A 16,294-nucleotide genomic window follows, 5' to 3' on the forward strand; every position below is an offset into this window, starting at 1 on the left:
GCATGACGTTCCAACTCACCTCTCCGAGCTTCGCGAACGGGCAGCCGATCCCGGCGCGCTACACCAGCGACGGCGAGGACGTGTCCCCTCCGCTCCCGTGGTCGGACCCGCCGCCGGGCACGAAGAGCTTCGCCCTCGTCGTCCACGACCCCGACGCGCCCGATCCGAAGGCTCCGAAGCGCGATTGGGTCCACTGGGTGCTCCACGGTCTGCCCGCCGACGCCCGGTCGCTCCCTGAAGGCGCGACGCGCCAGACGCTGCCGCCGGGGACGCGCGAGGGCCTGAACGATTGGGGGGAGACCGGCTGGCGCGGCCCGAGCCCGCCGATCGGGCGCCACCGCTACTTCTTCGATCTGTTCGCGCTCGACACCGAGCTGCCGGACCTCGGCACGCCGACCCGGCGCGAGCTCGAAGCCGCGATGAAGGGCCACGTCCTCGCACAAGCGACCCTCATGGGCACGTACGCCAAACACGGGCAGTGACATCTCTGCGGCTCTTGCGGAGCCTCACGCGCTCCGCCGCGACCGAGCGGCGCCGGCGCTCGCCGCCTGGATCAGAGTTGTGCGCGCAATGCGCGCGCTCGGCGAGGCCCCGGAAGGATGAGTCGCTCGAGGCCGTACGCGGGCGAAGCGACCGCGCTACGATGAGCGAGGGAGCGAGACGCGGAACGTGGTGCCCTCCTCCTGCGTGCTGGTGACCTGGATCGAGCCCCCGTGGGCGTCGACGATCGCCTTGGCGATGAAGAGACCCAGCCCGAGCCCCTTCGTCCGTCGCAGGTCCTCTTGCCTCTGCTCGCCCCGACGAAACGGATCGAAGATCACCGGCAACAGCTCGGGCGGGATCGGGATCCCGCGATTGTTCACCTCGAGCACGACGGCCTTCTTCTCCCCGCGCAGCTCGACCTGCACCGGCTCCTCAGGCGCGCTGTAGTCGACGGCGTTGCCGATCAGGTTCGACAGGAGCTGCCCCATCCGGCCCGGATCCCACGTGCCGTGCGCGTCGCCTCGGGCATTGAAGCGGAGGGTATGCTCCGGGTGACTGGACTCGAGCTCCATCACCACTTGCTCACAAATCGAGCCTAGATCGACCGGCTTCGGATCGACAGGAAGACCGTCGTGGGCGCGGATGCGCGTCATGTCGAGCATGTCCTCGACCATCCGCGCCGCCCTGTCGTTGCTCGCGGCGATCCGCTGGACGAGCCGCGTCACGGCGGCCGTGACGTCCTCGCGCTTGAGCAGCGAGGCGGTGGCGAACTGGATGGCAGCGAGCGGATTGCGCAGGTCATGCCCGAGGACCGCAATGAACAGCTCGCGGAGCACGACGTCACGACGGAGCTCGGCGGAGCTCGCCCTCTCCAGCTCGACGGCCGTGGTGATCATCACCTCGTCGAGCGTCGAATGCACGAGCTGGGCCTCCTCGCCGCCGAGGATCACCCGCTCCTGCGCGCAGAGCTCGATGATCACGGAGCGAAGGGTGCCGAGCTCGCGCAGCTCCTCCGCGAGCGTGTAGCGCTGGGCCAGACGATGAGACACGTGCAACTTCGCGGAGTCCGAGCTGCCGATCTCCTGGCCGCTGGCCCCGCCTGCCGTGCCTGCTTGCGCGCTCTGCGTGAGCGAGTCGATGAGGTCGTCGAGGAGCTTCGGGGTGGAGTTTCTCAGGTCCTCTTCGTTGAGCTCGCGGGCCTGGGGGATCTTCGGATCGTTCCGCAGACGGGATGTCCACTCACGCAGGAGCTCGTCCTTCCGCTCGCGGAGCAGGACCGTGACGCGCGACAACGGCTGAGACACATGCGCTCCTTTGGGCTTTTGTCTTGGCCAGGCATGCTCTGTCGTGCGTCGGAGCGCCGTCCGCCACCGCCGTGACCCCCGATACGCCCCTAAGGAGAAGCCCGAAGGAAGCGTGCCACCGTACGCTTGCGCGCCAGCTCACGGCAGGCCGGCGCTGACGCGGCCATCGGAACCGAGATCTCCGTTCCCTGCTCTTCCCTACCCTCCCCCCGCCACCTCGCTCCACTCGATCTCGAACCGCGCCAGGTACTTCCGCAGCCGGTCCGCGTCGTTGACGCTCTTCTTCTTCGCCCGCGACGCCGCGAACAGCACCCGTCCCGCCTCCGACAGCGACCGCGCGCCCTTCAGCACCCGCAGCACCTCGGCGAGCTGCGCCCGGTCGAACGGGTCGAGCGCCGCCGCCCGCCTCGCGCCGAGCGCCGCGACAACGAGGTCCTCGCCGTCCTCTCCCCCGCCCGCGCCGCCGGCCGCCGGCGCCCGCCGCCAGGCCTCCGAGAGCCGCGCGATCTCCTCCTCGACGATCGGCGGCCCGATGCGGCCCCCGGGCGCGAGCGTCGCCATCCGCGTCACGGCGGCGTTGAGGTCGCGGAAGTTGCCAAGCCACAGCGCCTCTCGCGACGTCGAGAACCGGAGGAACCGCTCGCGCGCGTCGCGGCTCATCGTGATCCGCACGCCGAGCAGCCGCGCCGAGGCGTCGAGCTCGTAGTCGAGGTTCGGCTCGATGTCCTCGACCCGCTCCCGCAAGCCCGGCAGCCGGAACGTCCACAGGTTGATCCTCGCCAGGAGATCCTCCCGGAAGCGCCCCGCCGCGACCTCCTGCGACAGATCGCGGTTCGTGCCGGCCAGGAGCTGGAACTCGCTCCGCACCTCCCTGTCCGAGCCGACAGGCAAGAACGCCTTCTCCTCGATGGCGCGCAGCAGCATCGCCTGCTCGTCCGCGCCGAGCTCGCCGATCTCGTCGAGGAAGAGCACCCCCTCGTGCGCCTTGCGGAGCAGACCCGGACGGTCCTTGAGCGCGCCCGTGAACGAGCCCTTCGTGTGCCCGAACAGCGACGACATCGCCCCGTCGCCGCGGATCGTCGCGCAGTTCAGGTCCACGAAATCGCCGCTCACCTGCCGGCGACCCTTCTTGAGATCGTAGATCTTCCGCGCGAGCTGCGACTTCCCCGCCCCCGTCGGGCCCATGAGCAGGATCGGCGCGCGCGACGCGATCGCCACGTGCTCGATCCGCTCGATCAGCCGGTTGTACCCCGCGTTGCGCGTGTCGATGCCGCTCTTCAAGAACGACACCCCCTCGCGCTGCTCCTTCTGGAAGCGCGACGCGATGCGGTCGTACTTCGAGAGATCGAGATCGATGATCGTGAACGACCCGGCCGCGAGCTCCGTCCGGTCGCGCTTCGGCGGCGACGTCTGGATGAGCCGCCCGGGGAAGTAACGCGACTCCGTGAGCAAGAACAGGCAGATCTGCGCGACGTGCGTGCCCGTCGTGATGTGGATGAGGTAATCCTCCCGGTCCGGCGCGAACGGGTACGCCCTCGCGAAGTCGTGCAGCGCGCCATACACCGCCTCGAAGTCCCACGGGTCGTCCACCTCGATCACGTGACCGCGGATGTCCGTCTCCGGCGAGGCGTGCCGCACATCGCCCATCACCGTCCCGGCCAGCGCCTCGAACCGGCGCTGGTAGAGCAGCTCGAACCGGTCGACGATCAGGTCCTCGTGCTGGCAGAGCGCCACGCTCGGGCGCCACCGCGACCAGCGCTCCGGCGTCTTGCCGGTGTCCAGCGTCGGGCCGAGCATGCCGAGGACCACCGTGGATTTGCGGGTCATAGAAAGTTCTCTAGTCGGTTATACACACGGATAAGCGCCGTGGCCAGCGCCCTGCGATCGGGGTGAGCCGCGGCCGGGGATCGTGGTATCGCTCATCGAGGGAGAGTCGACTGCCATGCTGACCATCGATGGATCCACGGGAGAGGGAGGGGGCCAGATCCTCCGCACGACGCTCAGCCTCTCGCTGATCACGCAGACGCCCGTGCGGATCACCTCGATCCGCAAGGGCCGCGCGCGCCCGGGGCTGATGCGGCAGCACCTCACCTCGGTCCAGGCCGCCGCCCAGGTCGGCCGCGCCGAGGTGTCGGGCGCCGCCCTCGGGTCGCAGGAGGTCGTGTTCCGGCCGACGGCGATCGTGGCCGGCGAGCACACGTTCCGGGTCGGCAGCGCGGGGAGCACGACGCTCGTGCTGCAGACCGTCCTCCCGGCGCTGCTCCGCGCGCCCGCGCCGTCGACGCTCACGCTCGAGGGCGGCACGCACAACCCCATGGCGCCGCCGTTCGATTTCCTGGACCTCGCCTACCTGCCGCTCGTGCGGCGGATGGGGCCGGAGATCACCGCCACGCTCGTGACGCCCGGCTTCTATCCGGCCGGCGGCGGGCTGGCCCGCGTCTCGATCGCGCCGGTGCCCGCGCTCGCGCCGCTCGAGCTGCTCTCGCGCGGGGAGCTCCGCGGCCGGCGGGCGGTGGCGACGGTGTCGAACCTCCCGAGCGCCGTCGCGCTGCGAGAGCTCGACGCGGCGGCCGCGGTGCTCGGCTGGGAGCCGGCCTGCTTCAGGCCGAGCGTGCTGAGGGGCGGGCACGGCCCGGGCAACGTGATCACGATCGTCGTCGAGAGCGAGCACGTGACCGAGGTGTTCACCGGGTTCGGCGAGAGGGGCGTGCGCGCGGAGTCGGTCGGCGCGAAGGCCGCGGAGGAGGCGCGCGACTACCTCGCGGCGGGCGTGCCGGTCGGCGAGCACCTGGCCGATCAGCTGCTGTTGCCGATCGCCCTCGCGGGGCGCGGCGCGTTCCGGACGGTGCGCCCGTCGTCGCACACGACGACCCACCTGCAGCTGCTCCGCGATCTGCTCGGGATCCGCGCGTCGGTGGAGCCGATCTCGGAGGGGGCGTGGCACATCGAGATCGGGCGCTGAGCGCCGGGCCGCCCGGCCGAGGGCGCGAGTCGCGCGGCGCCTCGCGTCGGGGGCGGAGGAGACGGCCGCAGTCCGACACGGCGCCTCGCGGACTCCGCTGCTCGCGCTCGCCGCGGTGGCGAGCGGCGGATTGACGGCGGCGTCCCGGTTGTGCCACATCACGGCGGCGCACGGCGCGCTCAGCGCGGGCTCCTCCGCGGCGGAGAAGCGCGCCTCTCTGGACGGCAGCGCACACGGCAGCGACGCGGAAGGCGGGACAATGGCGAAGCGCGACTACCTCAAGATCACGGACATGACCCTGGCCGAAGCGCACCGCGTGCTCAGGCTCGCCGCTCGCCTGAAGGAGGAGCCGAAGGGGCGGCGCGCGACGCTGCTCGCCGGCCGCTCCGTCGCGGTGGTCCTGGAGAAGGCGAGCACGCGCACGCGCGTGTCGTTCGAGGTCGGGATCGCGCAGCTCGGCGCGCAGCCGGTCGTGCTGAGCACCCAGGGCAGCCAGATCGCGCGCGGCGAGCCGATCCGCGACACGGCGCGCGTGCTCGCCCGGTACTGCGACGCGATCGCGTTTCGCACGTCGTCGACCGCGCGCCTGCTCGAGATGGCGGAGGCGGGCGTGCCGGTGATCAACGCGCTCTCGGACGACGGCCACCCGGTGCAGGTGCTCAGCGACATCTTCACGATCGAGGAGGCGCTCGCGGCGGGCGGGGACAGGCGCGGCATCGCCGGCCGGCGCATCGCCTTCCTGGGCGACTGCGCGAGCAACATGGCGCGCTCGTGGCTCGAGGCGGCGCCGCTCTTCGACTTCCACCTCGTGCTCGCGGGGCCCGAGGGGTACCTGCCGCCCGCGGACGAGGTCGAGCGGGCGCGGGCGACAGGCCACGTCACGATCGTGAACGACCCGCGCGAGGGCGCGGCGGGCGCGGACGTGGTGAACACCGACGTGTGGGCGAGCATGGGGCAGGAGGGCGAGGCGGAGCGGCGCCGCGCCGCGTTCGCCGGCTGGACGGTCGACGCGGGGGTGATGGCGAAGGCCGCGCCGCACGCGCTCGTGCTCCACTGCCTGCCGGCGCACCGGGGCGAGGAGATCGACGACGAGACGCTGGAAGGGCCGCGCTCGCGCGTGTGGGACCAGGCCGAGAACCGGCTGCACGTGCAGAAGGCGCTGATGCTGTGGCTGCTCGAGGTCGAGCTGGCCTGAGGCGCAGCGGGGGAGAGCGCGGGCGCGAGGATCCAGCCCTCCCCGGCGCGGCTCACGGGCGGCCCGCGAGGTCCGCGACCACCTTCACCAGGGCGGCAGGGTCGATCGGCTTCGCGACGTGCTTCTGAAAGCCGGCCGCGAGCGCCCTCCTCTGGTCCTCGATCCGGGCATAGGCGGTCAGGGCCACCGCGGGGATCGCCCGGATCTCGTCCCGGCCCGCCGCGCGCACCTGCCCTATCAGCGTGTAGCCGCTCTCCCCCGGCATGCCGATGTCGCTCACCAGGACATCGGGCCTCAGCCGCTCCAGGACGCTCATGGCGTCGCTCATCGAGCCAGCGGTGGTGACGTGCGCGCCCGCTCCCTCCAGCAGGAACGCGATCATCTCGCGGGCGTCCGGCTCATCCTCGACGAGGAGGACGTGAATGCCGCTCAGCGGCGTCGACTCCCCATCTTCGAGCGCGACGCGCCAGGGCGCATGCGGCGGCCCCTCGCGCACGCTGGATGGCGCCGCATGCAGGGGGAGCGTCACCGTGAACGTGGCGCCGCGCCCCTCGCCCCGGCTCTCCGCGTCCACCGTGCCCCCGTGCAGCTCGACGAGGTGGCGGACGATCGCGAGCCCCAGGCCGAGCCCGCCGTGGGCCCTCGTGGGCGAGGAGTCGCCCTGGCGGAAGCGGTCGAAGACATAAGGCAGGAGCGACCCGACAATGCCCTTGCCGTTGTCGGTGACCGCGATGATGACCTGCGAGTCGCTCCGCCCCACGCGGACCGTCACCCGACCTCCCTTCGGGGTGAACTTCACCGCGTTGGAGAGCAGATTCCACATGACCTGCTGGAGGCGATCCGGGTCGCCGCTCATGTGGCCCAGCGCCTCGCCGAGCTCGACGCCGATCTCGATGTCCTTGGCCCTCGCCGTCGGCGTGATGGTGTCCACGGCGGCCTCGACGACGCCGGCGAGGTCGACCGCGACCGTGTTCAACCGCAGCTTGCCGGTGATGATCCGGGAGACCGTGAGGACGTCGTCGACGATCTGCGCCTGCGCGTGGGCGTTGCGCTCGATCGCCGCCATGCCCTGCTTGACGCGCTCCGACCCGATGTCCCTGTCCTTGATCAGCCGCGCCCAGCCCAGGATCGCGGTGAGCGGCGTCCGCAGCTCGTGAGAGACCGTCGCGAGGAACTCGTCCTTCATGCGGTTCGCGTCCTCGGCGCGGAGGCGGTCCTGCTCCGACCGGGCGAGCGCCTGCTGCTCGCGGCGGAGCAGCTCCGCGCGCTCGCCCTCGAGCTGCTTCAACTCGGTGATGTCGACGACAGCGCCCGTCAAGAACAGCGGCGAGCCGTCCTGATCGCAGATGAGCCGCCCGCGGTCGTGGACCCACCGGATCGCCCCGTCGGGGCGGACGACGCGATGGACGAGGTCGTAGACGTGCCGATCGCGCACGGTCCGCTCGAAGTTGGACCTCACCGCGTCGCGATCGTCCGGGTGGATGCGGCTCAGCCAGTCGTCGTTGGGCTGCGTCGTCTCGCGCTCTTCCAGGCCCAGGATGCGGTTCAGGCTCGCGTCCCTCGTATCGAGGTGGGTCGCGAGATCGACCCTCCACGTGCCCACGTCCGCCGCCCACGTGGCGAGCCGGAGCCGGTCCTCTCGATCCTGGAGCGCGCTCTCGATCCGGAACTGCTCGCTCAGGTCGACCACCGCGCCGACCATGCGGATCGCCTTGCCGCGCGCGTCTCGGAGCACCGAGCCGCGATCGAACACGCGGGCGACCGAGCCGTCGCCGCGGTACATGCGGTAGTGCTCCGACCAGCTGTCGGCGCTGCCGTAGACGCTCTCCTCGAAGCCGCGCAGCACGCGGTCGCGATCCTCGGGCAGCAAGCGGCCGAGCCACCAGGAGCCCGTGGACATCGCATCGTCGCGAGCGTAGCGGAAGACGGCGTAAAACGTGTCGTTGCGCTCGACGTGGTCTGTCCGCAGGTCCCAGTCCCAGATCGGGTCCTTGATCGCTCGAGAGAGGAGGCGATAACGCTCGCGCTGCACGTCCACCTCCAGGCTCGCGTCCTGCTCTCGGCTGCCGTCGCGCGCGGCGGTCTCGTCAGCGCGCTGCCCCGCCGCGCCCGGCGCGACGGCCGAGGGCCCCGGAGACGCCTCGCCGTCCGCGCTGGCGAGCGCGACCGCGGCCTGATCGGCGAGCGCCGCGAGCAGCCAGGCATCCTCGTCCGAGCCCGGGCGGAAGCGCTCGACCGCGAGCACGCCGGAGACGCGGTCGCGGACGACCAGGGGGGCGGCGATGACGTGGGCCGACCCGTGCAGCGCACGCGCGATCCCCTCGTCGAAGCTCGGCAGGGGGCAGCCGCGGAGCTCGGCGAGCAGCGCCGGCTCGAGCCCCAGCGAGGATCGCACGACCGGCCGCTCCTGGTCGTCGCTCAGGATCAAGACGGCCTTATCGGCGCCGCTCAGCTGCCTCGCCGCCGAGAGGACGGCCTCGTGAATCTCGCGCGCGGAGCACGCCGCCGCGAGCGCGCGGCCGACCTCGGTGAGCAGGCGGATCTGCAAGCAACGCCTGCTCTCGGGATCAACCACGGAGGGACGGGCCTCGGCCAGAAAATGAGGGGACTCTCGCGAACGATGGATGTGCATCCCTGACCAACCAGCCGGGCACGCTCAGGCGGGCGGCGCGATCACGCCAGCGCGCGAGCGGGCGGTGTGCCTCTTGCCAGACTGTAATAGAGGCGCGTGGACATGCGCGCCAGCCGGGCCGCTGACAACCGGTCGCACAAAACTTGGCCCGGGCTCCAGGTTCCTGCGTAAACGCACGCTGCGTGGATTTCCGCGACATACCGCCCGAGCTCCTCCTGGCCGTGGCCGGCGCGGCGCTCTTCTTCGGGCTGGTCCAGACGCTCCGGCTCGCGTGGCGGAGCGCCCGGCAGCGGCGCCGGATCGAGCGATGCCGGGAGCAGGGCGCGGCGGGAGAGGCCCGCGCCGAGGCGCTCCTCCGCGAGCTCGGGTACACCATCGTCGGCCGGCAGGTCGCGGTCTCCTATGGAGTCCAGATCGACGGCGAGCCGATCACCGTCGGGCTCCGCGCCGACTACCTCGTGGCGCACGGCCGGAGTCGGTATGTCGCCGAGGTGAAGACAGGCCGGCTCGCGCCGCGCATCGATACGCCCGCGACGCGGCGGCAGCTGCTCGAATACCGCCTCGCGTTCGACGTCGACGGCGTGCTCCTCGTCGACGCGGATTCGCGGCGGGTGCGATCGGTGGTGTTCCCGCTGCCCGCCGGAGCCGGGGCGCGCGAGCCCCCCGGCGCGCGCCTCGCGTGGTTCCTGGCGGCCCTCGTGGCGGCCCTCGCGGCCGCGATGGCGGCCCGCGCCGCCGGGTGACTAGAGGGCTGCGCGCGTGCGGCGCCGGCGGCCGGCGAGGAGCAGGAGACCGAGGCCGAGCAGGCCGACCTTGGCCGGCGAGCCCTCCGACGTCGCGCCCGCGCGGCAGGCGCAGGAAGAGTCAGGCTTGCCGGGCCCGCCGCCATCCGCGCCGCCCGCGCCCGCGCCCACGCCCGCGCCGGCGCCGCTGGTCGGATCCGACGGATCGTCCAGGAACAGGCCGCCTCCGTCCTGGCCCCCGCTCGAGGCCGTGACGCCGCCGCGGATCGGCGGCTCACCGCAGACCCCGTTGACGCACGGCGCGTTGCCAGGGCAGACGGCGCCCGCGCACGCGTCGGCGCAGCTCCCGCCGACGCAGAGCTGCCCCTCAGGACAGGTCTTGTCCTGGCAACCCTCGTCGACGCAGCGGCCGTCGCCCGCGCACGTCTTGCCGGCGGGGCAGGTGCGGCAGCCGCAGTTCGACTGGCAGATGCCGCGCTCGCAGACCGCGCCGTCCTCGCAGGCGATCTGGGCGCAGAGATCCACGCACCGCCCGAGCTGGCACTCCTGGTTCGCGGGGCAGGTGACGCCGTCACACCCGCCCACGCAGTTGCCGCCGATGCAGACCTGGCCGCCTTCGCACGCCACGCCCACGCACGCCTCCTCCACGCAGAGGCCTTCCTCGCAGACCTGGCCGGCGTTGCAGACGACCTCGCCGCGGCCGCAGTACGGCACGCACGCCCCGCGGTTGCAGACGAGGTCCTCCTTGCAGAGCCCCTCGCCGTTGTCGACCTCGCCGTCGCAGTCGTTGTCGATGTTGTCGCAGCGCTCCATCTGCTCGTTGGGCTCGAGGACGGGCAGGCACTCGGGATCGCCGTCGGTCGCGCAGCCCGTCCTCCCGATGGCGCACGCGCCCTGCAGGCCCGTGTCGCAGACCTGGCCGCCGCCCTGGCAGGTCACTCCCGTGATGTAATAGACGAAATCGTTGAAATCGCCGTCGTTCGCATACCCGCCCACATTCGCGCGCCAATCCGTCGCGGTCACGGGCAGGTCCTCGAAGGCGACATAGAAGGCGTCCGGGCTGGCGGTCGACGTGTAGATCAGCGTGGTCACCCACGGCGCGTTCGGCGTGCAGTCCGTGCAGACGGTGTTCAGCTCGCGCTGCGAGAACTTCGTCTGGGTGCAGAAGGTGCCCGTCTTGCCGATCAGCGCGAAGCCGACCAGGCCGCCCTGGTACCGCGGATCTTCGCGGATGTCCGCCGCCGAGAACTGCCTCGGCGTCCAGTCGTGCTGCCCCGCCTGGGTGGTCTCCATCGTGGCCAGCGGGCAGAAGTCGTTGTCCTCGCACTGGAACGCCACGGACGTGTCCGCGGGAATCAGCTCGTAGATCTGGTTGTCCGGCGGGCGCGTGCCGGTCGCTGTCGCGTTGTACCAGCCGAACGCGACCTTGCACCCGCCCCCGCGCAGCACGAGCTCCCCGGTGAACCCGCAAAGCGGCGAGAAGACGCCCGGCTCCGTGCTCGCGTCGGCCACGGGATCGATGTCCTCCCCCCGGTACATGAAGAGCCCATCGAGCGTGACGGCGTCCACCGGGAACCCGCGGCTCGTCACGAGGCCGCGCTCGTCGTTGCTGACCCGTTGAGGCAGAGGGGTGCCGTCGTCCAGCTGCTCGACCGCGGCGCTGGCGGGCGTGACCCCCGCGAGCGCCGCGAGCGAGAGGAACAAAGAAAGCGCGGCTCGAACCGCGCGACGGCGAGGTACCAAGGAATAAGGCGTGTGCGGCATGTAGTCCACTCTACACCTGCTGGTGAGCTCAGGGGGTATAAGATTCCACAGCTCCGCGCCAGCACAATGTTGCAGCATGGTTGTTCCTGCGTCGCCGCGCGCGCCTGTTTTGACGCAGGCTGTCACCGCGGAGCACGGAATTGACGTGGCCGTCAGGGGTGTTCCGGCGCCGCTCCGGGGCGCGGAGGCAAAAGGCGTCTTGACGCTCCCCCGCGGCGCGGCGGGGGGTCGTTGCGGCGGAGCGGGGACAGCGTCGCCCGACGTTTCGCCGGCGCCCGGCGGGGGTCCGGGCCGGGTGTGGTAGGCTCGAGGGCTCCGGCTGCGCCTGGCCGATGCCGCCGTATGACGAAGAAATCGCTCCGCGTCTATCTCATCGCCCACCACGACGGCCGCGTCACCGGCATCCTCCTGCGCACGTGGGCATTCGTCTTCGACCGGCCGGCGCCGTCCGCTTATGGCGCCTCCGAGGAGGACGTGCTGCGCAAGATCGAGGTGGAGCTCCACGCGCGGGTGGCGACGGGCGAGGACGATCTCGATCGCTATCTGTGGGACGAGTCGTTCGAGGTGCGCACGCTCGGCGTCGATGTTCACCCGCAGACCACGGTCAAGCGCGCGGCGGTCGTCGGCCGGCGCCGCATCCCGCTGCGGCTCACCTACCTCGCGAGCAAGCTCGCCGAGGGCGGAACCCGGGTGATGCTCCCGCGCTTCGGCTGGTCCGTGGTCCTGGAGGATCTCTCGATTGCGCCCGACGTGCTCCGCCAGCTCGTCACGAGCGCGCTGCTCGGCGAGTCGCCGCGGTCGCTCTTCGATTTCCGCAGCGAGGGGGACGAGTACGTGCGCCCGTGGTCGCCTCGCTTGCCGTCGCGCGCCGAGGGCTCGGCCCGGCGCGCGGCGGACGAGCGCCCCACGCTGCGCGCGGTCGCCGAGGATCTCGTCGAGAAGGCCGCGCGCCAGCGGCTCCCGCTCGCCGTGGGCGAGTCGGAGGAGCTGGAGCAGGCGCTCCCGGTGTTCGACGCCGCGCGCGCCGCGCAGGGCGCGCCGCTGCCGTCGATCCTGCTGGTGGGCGGCCCGGGCGTCGGCAAGACGACCTGGGTTTACCGGCTGGCGCGGCGGTTCGCGGCGTGGCGGAGGGACAAGGCGCGCGCGCTCTCGCCGGGCCTGTTCAGCACCTCGGCCGACCGGCTGCTCGCCGGGATGACGTATCTCGGCATGTGGCAGGCGCGGTGTCTGAAGCTCGTGGGCGAGCTGTCGCACGAGGGGGATCTCCTGCACGTCGGCGCGCTCTTGCCGCTGCTCCGGCCGCAGCCGGACGGCTCGTCGATCGGCGAGCTGTTCTTGCCGGCGCTCCGGACGGGCGAGGTGAGCCTCATCGCGGAGTGCACCGAGCCGGAGCTCGAGGCGTGCCAGCGCCGCGCGGCCTCGCTCGTGGCGTGCTTTCAGGTCGTGCGGCTGCGCGAGCCCGATCCGGCCGCGGTGCCGGCGCTGCTCGCGGAGTACGAGGCGCGGAAGGACGCGCGCGTCCGGCTGCACCCGGCGGGCAAGAAGCGGCTGGTCCAGCACCTCGCGATGTTCCGGCGCGACGTGCTCTTCCCTGGCAAGGCGTTCCGCTTCATCGACTGGCTGACGCAGGACGCCGGCGCCCGGGCGGGCGCGGACGGCGGCGCCAGGGCGGGCGCGGACGGCGGCCGCGTGCTCTACCCGCGGGACGTGTCGGAGGCCTATGCGCGCCACTCGGGGCTGCCGATCGAGCTGATCGCCGACGAGATCCCCGCGAGCGCCGAGACGATCGCGCGCGGGCTGAAGCGGCGCGTGATCGGGCAGGACGAGGCGTGCGACACCGCGGCGCGGGTGCTCGCGCGCTTCAAGGCGGGGATGAACGACCCCGAGCGCCCGTGCGGCACGCTGCTCTTCGTCGGCCCGACGGGCGTGGGCAAGACGGAGCTCGCGAAGGAGCTCACGCGGTCGATGTTCGGCGACGAGGGGCGGATGATCCGGCTCGACATGAGCGAGTACCGGCTGCCGGGCTCGTCGGCGCGGCTGCTCCAGGCGGGGCGGCCGGGCGCCACGACGCTCGCGCAGCGCGTGCGGCAGGAGCCGCTGTCGCTCGTGCTCCTCGACGAGATCGAGAAGGCCCACCGCGAGGTGTTCGACCTGCTGCTCGGGATCCTGGGCGAGGGCCGGCTGACGGACGAGGACGGGCGGCACGTCGATTTCCGGATGGTGCTGATCGTGATGACCTCGAACCTCGGCGTCGCCGATCGAGCGACGGTCGGCTTCGGCGGCGCCGGAGACGGAGCGAGCGGCGCGGCGGGCGCGCCACGGTGGGCGAGGCGCGCGGCGCCGGCGGGCGTGCGCGAGCACTTCCGGCCGGAGCTCGTGAACCGCATCGATCACGTCGTCCAGTTCCGGAGCCTCGAGCGGGACAGCGTGCTCAGGATCGTGGATCTGGAGCTCGAGAAGGCCGAGACGCGCACCGGGCTCGTGCGGCGGAACCTGCGGCTCCGTGTCCTGCCCGAGGCGCGGGCCTGGCTGGCCGAAGCGGGGTTCGATCCGAGGCGGGGAGCGCGGCCGCTGAAGCGGGTGATCGAGGAGCGGGTGATCACGCCGATCGCGGCGCGCATGGCGGAGGATCCGGGGTGCCGGGACAGGGAGATCGTTGTCGAGGGCGGCGGGGCGGGGCTCGCGGTGCGGTTCGAGTAGCCCGGCCGCGAGGGGCGGGCGCAGACCGCGGCGACGGTTCGATGGGCTGATCCCTTCAATCCAACCCGCAGGTCCTGCGGAGCAGCCAGAATTCAACGCAAAGGCGCAAAGGCGCTCGGGTAGCCCTGGGGGATTGCTCCCCCAGGGCCCCCACAGATCCGGACGTGCGGGGCTACCGCATCCGGCTCTTCGCGACATGGATTCGCTACGCGGGTGAGTACGGCCTCGCGACCCGGGCAAGTGGGAGGGGGTAGCGTTCCAGCAGCATGTGCCTGCGGTCCCAGTTGATCCGCGCTCTCTGGGAGCGACGACCGAGCCACTTGCACCAGATGCCGATGACCCGCTCACGGAAGCGGCTGATCGCCTCGGAGTTCCCCGTGATGCCGAAGTACCCGAAGTGACCTCGCAGCTTCTGCGAGAGCGAGCGCTGCTGCTCCCCGATCGCCTGGTGCCGATGCTGCCGACACCACTCCGCGATCCGCTTCAGCGCGCGGCGGAAGCGATCGGAGGCGGTCTTCTGCTTGACCACCCACCTGCCTCGACGAGACAAGCCCCAGTAGTGGGTGAAGCCCAGCAGGTCGAACGTGTTGGGTCCACGATCCGATCGATCCTCCGGGGGAGGCCGACGGTCGGGCCGACGGAATTCGACGAGCCGGGTCTTGTCCGGGTGGAGCGCAAGGCCGTACTTGCCGAACCTCTTCGGGAGCACGGCCAGAACGCGACGAGCGTCTTCCTCGTGCGAGAACGCCAGGACGAGTCGAGTAGCCCGGGGGAATCGCACCCCCGGGCCCTCCCAGAACCGGACGTGAAGCTCTCGCCTCATCCGGCTCCTACGACCCAGCCTCGGGCCGGACGCCGAGCTGCCACAGGACGAACAACTTCGGATCCCGCTGCGCGATGCGCCCCAGCCAGTGCATCGACGCGCGCTCTCGACGTCGCAGCCGCTTGTACTTCCGTCGCGCCCATGCTGCGAGGGCCTCGTTGAGATGGCGAAGGACCTGGACGCACTTCGAGCGGTAGAACCGCCCGTAGTAGTTCATCCAACCCCGCACCACCGGATTGACGAGCTGCGCGAGATCTTCCAGGCGCTGGTTGTTCCTGGTCGACGCCATCCGCCATCTGCGGATGGTCTCGCGGACCGCCTTGGCTGCCTTGGTGCTCATCGCTGGCAGGAAGCTCACGAAGTGCTTCCCCCAGCGATTCTTCGCCCGTCGAGGTTGGAAGGTGTAGCCCAGGAAGTCGAACGCGACGTGCTCGAACTCCCCGCACCGATCGTCGTCCTTGCAGTAGACGATCCGGGTCTTCGTCGGATGAAGCTCCAGACCGCACTGCTCGAACCGACGACGGATGGCCTCCAGCACCATGCGGGACTGCCGCTCGCTCCTGCAGTGGACGATGGCATCGTCCGCGTAGCGCTCGAACGGGACGCTCGGGAAGGTCCTCCGCATCCAGTGATCGAACGCATAATGCAGGAATAGATTGGCCAACAGCGGACTGACGACCCCGCCTTGCGGCGTGCCCCTCGTACGCTGCTCCACCGTGCCATCCGGCTTCTGCACGGGGGCGCGGAGCCACCGGGCGATGTACAGCCGGATCCAGGGGTTGTCCGTGTGGTGCGCCACGGCGCGCTCGACCAGCTCATGGACCAGCGCATCAAAGAAGCCCTTGATGTCAAGGTCGATGATCCAGTCGGCGCTCCAGCATCGTCTCCTCGCCACCGCCACCGCGTCGAGCGCCGACCGACCGGGCCGATAGCCGTACGAATCCGGATGGAACATGGGCTCCACGACCGGATCGAGGACCATCTTCACGACCGTCTGCGCCACGCGGTCCCCCACCGTGGGGATGCCGAGGGGACGTGTGCCTCCGTTGCCCTTCGGAATCTCGACGAGCCGCACGGGCGGCGGAAAGTACGAGCCCGACGACATCCGGTTCCAGACCTTGTAGAGGTTGCCCTTCAGGTCCTTCTCGAACATCGCAAGCGACTCGCCGTCCACGCCCGCTGCGCCTCGGTTCGCCTTTACCCGCTGGTACGCATCCCAGACGAGCTGCTTCGGAATGTCGTAAGGCTTCGCCTCAGACATGGGCTCCTCCCGTTGCCGGTTGACCCATGCCCGCGGCCAGGTCGTTGGGCCCCTTCGCTCCGCCCGCGTTACCAGGCTTCAACGCTACTACGAGCCCATCCGCCCCTGCGCCCCGCATCGGTACTCTTCCCCCTCGTGGGTCCACCACTCGGAGTTCTCCCTTCGCATCGGAGCGACAGGTTCCCACGTTCCGCACGAGAGCCTGAGCCGGGCTCGCGCCGCCTTCATGCCGGTCACCGCTCGGGCAGCAAGCAGGAATCCCCCGAGCTTTGTCCCAGGCCAACGACTGGAGCCTGGTTTCGATGACGTCCCTACGCTTTCGACACGTCGTCAGCGGTTCACTCACGTTCGCCTTCCCGGCTCTCACCTGACGGGTTTGTCCCGCCTTTTCCGTGAACGCTCACCACCCGGGCCATTGGGCCCAAGC

11 protein-coding genes are annotated in these 16,294 nt (G+C 71.2%); 5 read left to right on the forward strand and 6 right to left on the reverse strand.

Going from position 1 to position 16,294, the window contains the following annotated elements; all coding sequences use genetic code 11:
• Positions 1-2 precede the first annotated feature (2 nt).
• The gene (locus WME75_RS36950) at positions 3-482 is read left to right on the forward strand and encodes a YbhB/YbcL family Raf kinase inhibitor-like protein (protein ID WP_437481021.1); all 480 of its coding nucleotides are present in this window, start codon (positions 3-5) and stop codon (positions 480-482) included.
• Between the two features lie 156 nt (positions 483-638).
• Here WME75_RS36950 and WME75_RS36955 read toward each other — a convergent pair whose 3' ends face one another.
• Together WME75_RS36955 and rtcR are read right to left on the reverse strand one after the other, a co-directional pair.
• The gene (locus WME75_RS36955) at positions 639-1,787 is read right to left on the reverse strand and encodes an ATP-binding protein (protein ID WP_437481024.1); all 1,149 of its coding nucleotides are present in this window, start codon (positions 1,785-1,787) and stop codon (positions 639-641) included.
• A gap of 198 nt (positions 1,788-1,985) precedes the next feature.
• Positions 1,986-3,614, reverse strand: a complete 1,629-nt coding sequence (gene rtcR / locus WME75_RS36960; RefSeq protein ID WP_437481026.1) for an RNA repair transcriptional activator RtcR — start codon at positions 3,612-3,614, stop codon at positions 1,986-1,988.
• A 115-nt stretch (positions 3,615-3,729) separates the two neighbouring features.
• On the opposite strand from rtcR, the gene rtcA reads away from it, so the two are divergent.
• A complete protein-coding gene (rtcA, locus tag WME75_RS36965) occupies positions 3,730-4,749 on the forward strand; it encodes an RNA 3'-terminal phosphate cyclase (RefSeq protein ID WP_437481029.1) in 1,020 nt (339 codons plus the stop codon).
• Between the two features lie 259 nt (positions 4,750-5,008).
• Positions 5,009-5,944, forward strand: coding sequence for an ornithine carbamoyltransferase (argF, locus tag WME75_RS36970; RefSeq protein ID WP_437481032.1), 936 nt, complete (start codon positions 5,009-5,011; stop codon positions 5,942-5,944).
• Between the two features lie 52 nt (positions 5,945-5,996).
• Here the strand turns inward: argF and WME75_RS36975 are convergent, their stop codons facing one another.
• Complete coding sequence (locus WME75_RS36975) at positions 5,997-8,492, reverse strand: PAS domain-containing protein (RefSeq protein ID WP_437481034.1); 2,496 nt, start codon at positions 8,490-8,492, stop codon at positions 5,997-5,999.
• Between the two features lie 266 nt (positions 8,493-8,758).
• Between WME75_RS36975 and WME75_RS36980 the strand changes: the two genes are divergently transcribed.
• Complete coding sequence (locus tag WME75_RS36980; RefSeq protein ID WP_437481037.1) at positions 8,759-9,319, forward strand: hypothetical protein; 561 nt, start codon at positions 8,759-8,761, stop codon at positions 9,317-9,319.
• Here the strand turns inward: WME75_RS36980 and WME75_RS36985 are convergent, their stop codons facing one another.
• Positions 9,320-11,023: an MYXO-CTERM sorting domain-containing protein gene (locus tag WME75_RS36985; protein ID WP_437481039.1), complete on the reverse strand. Its 1,704-nt coding sequence runs from the start codon at positions 11,021-11,023 to the stop codon at positions 9,320-9,322.
• A 402-nt stretch (positions 11,024-11,425) separates the two neighbouring features.
• On the opposite strand from WME75_RS36985, the gene WME75_RS36990 reads away from it, so the two are divergent.
• Positions 11,426-13,783, forward strand: coding sequence for an AAA family ATPase (locus WME75_RS36990; protein WP_437481042.1), 2,358 nt, complete (start codon positions 11,426-11,428; stop codon positions 13,781-13,783).
• A 205-nt stretch (positions 13,784-13,988) separates the two neighbouring features.
• Here WME75_RS36990 and WME75_RS36995 read toward each other — a convergent pair whose 3' ends face one another.
• Both WME75_RS36995 and ltrA read right to left on the reverse strand, forming a co-directional pair.
• Positions 13,989-14,606, reverse strand: coding sequence for a group II intron maturase-specific domain-containing protein (locus WME75_RS36995; RefSeq protein WP_437475747.1), 618 nt, complete (start codon positions 14,604-14,606; stop codon positions 13,989-13,991).
• 7 nt (positions 14,607-14,613) lie between these two features.
• A complete protein-coding gene (ltrA, locus tag WME75_RS37000) occupies positions 14,614-15,867 on the reverse strand; it encodes a group II intron reverse transcriptase/maturase (RefSeq protein ID WP_437475748.1) in 1,254 nt (417 codons plus the stop codon).
• Positions 15,868-16,294 lie beyond the last annotated feature (427 nt).

This window comes from Sorangium sp. So ce1014, from assembly GCF_051521505.1.
Lineage (GTDB): Bacteria > Myxococcota_A > Polyangia > Polyangiales > Polyangiaceae > Sorangium.

What these genes read in the sequence shown, in the direction of transcription:
- WME75_RS36990 (WP_437481042.1), top strand. Translation starts at nt 11,426, where the DNA reads ATGACGAAGAAATCGCTCCGCGTCTATCTCATCGCCCACCACGACGGC.
- ltrA (WP_437475748.1), bottom strand. Translation starts at nt 15,867, where the DNA reads ATGTCTGAGGCGAAGCCTTACGACATTCCGAAGCAGCTCGTCTGGGAT.
- argF (WP_437481032.1), top strand. Translation starts at nt 5,009, where the DNA reads ATGGCGAAGCGCGACTACCTCAAGATCACGGACATGACCCTGGCCGAA.
- WME75_RS36950 (WP_437481021.1), top strand. Translation starts at nt 3, where the DNA reads ATGACGTTCCAACTCACCTCTCCGAGCTTCGCGAACGGGCAGCCGATC.
- rtcA (WP_437481029.1), top strand. Translation starts at nt 3,730, where the DNA reads ATGCTGACCATCGATGGATCCACGGGAGAGGGAGGGGGCCAGATCCTC.
- WME75_RS36995 (WP_437475747.1), bottom strand. Translation starts at nt 14,606, where the DNA reads ATGAGGCGAGAGCTTCACGTCCGGTTCTGGGAGGGCCCGGGGGTGCGA.
- rtcR (WP_437481026.1), bottom strand. Translation starts at nt 3,614, where the DNA reads ATGACCCGCAAATCCACGGTGGTCCTCGGCATGCTCGGCCCGACGCTG.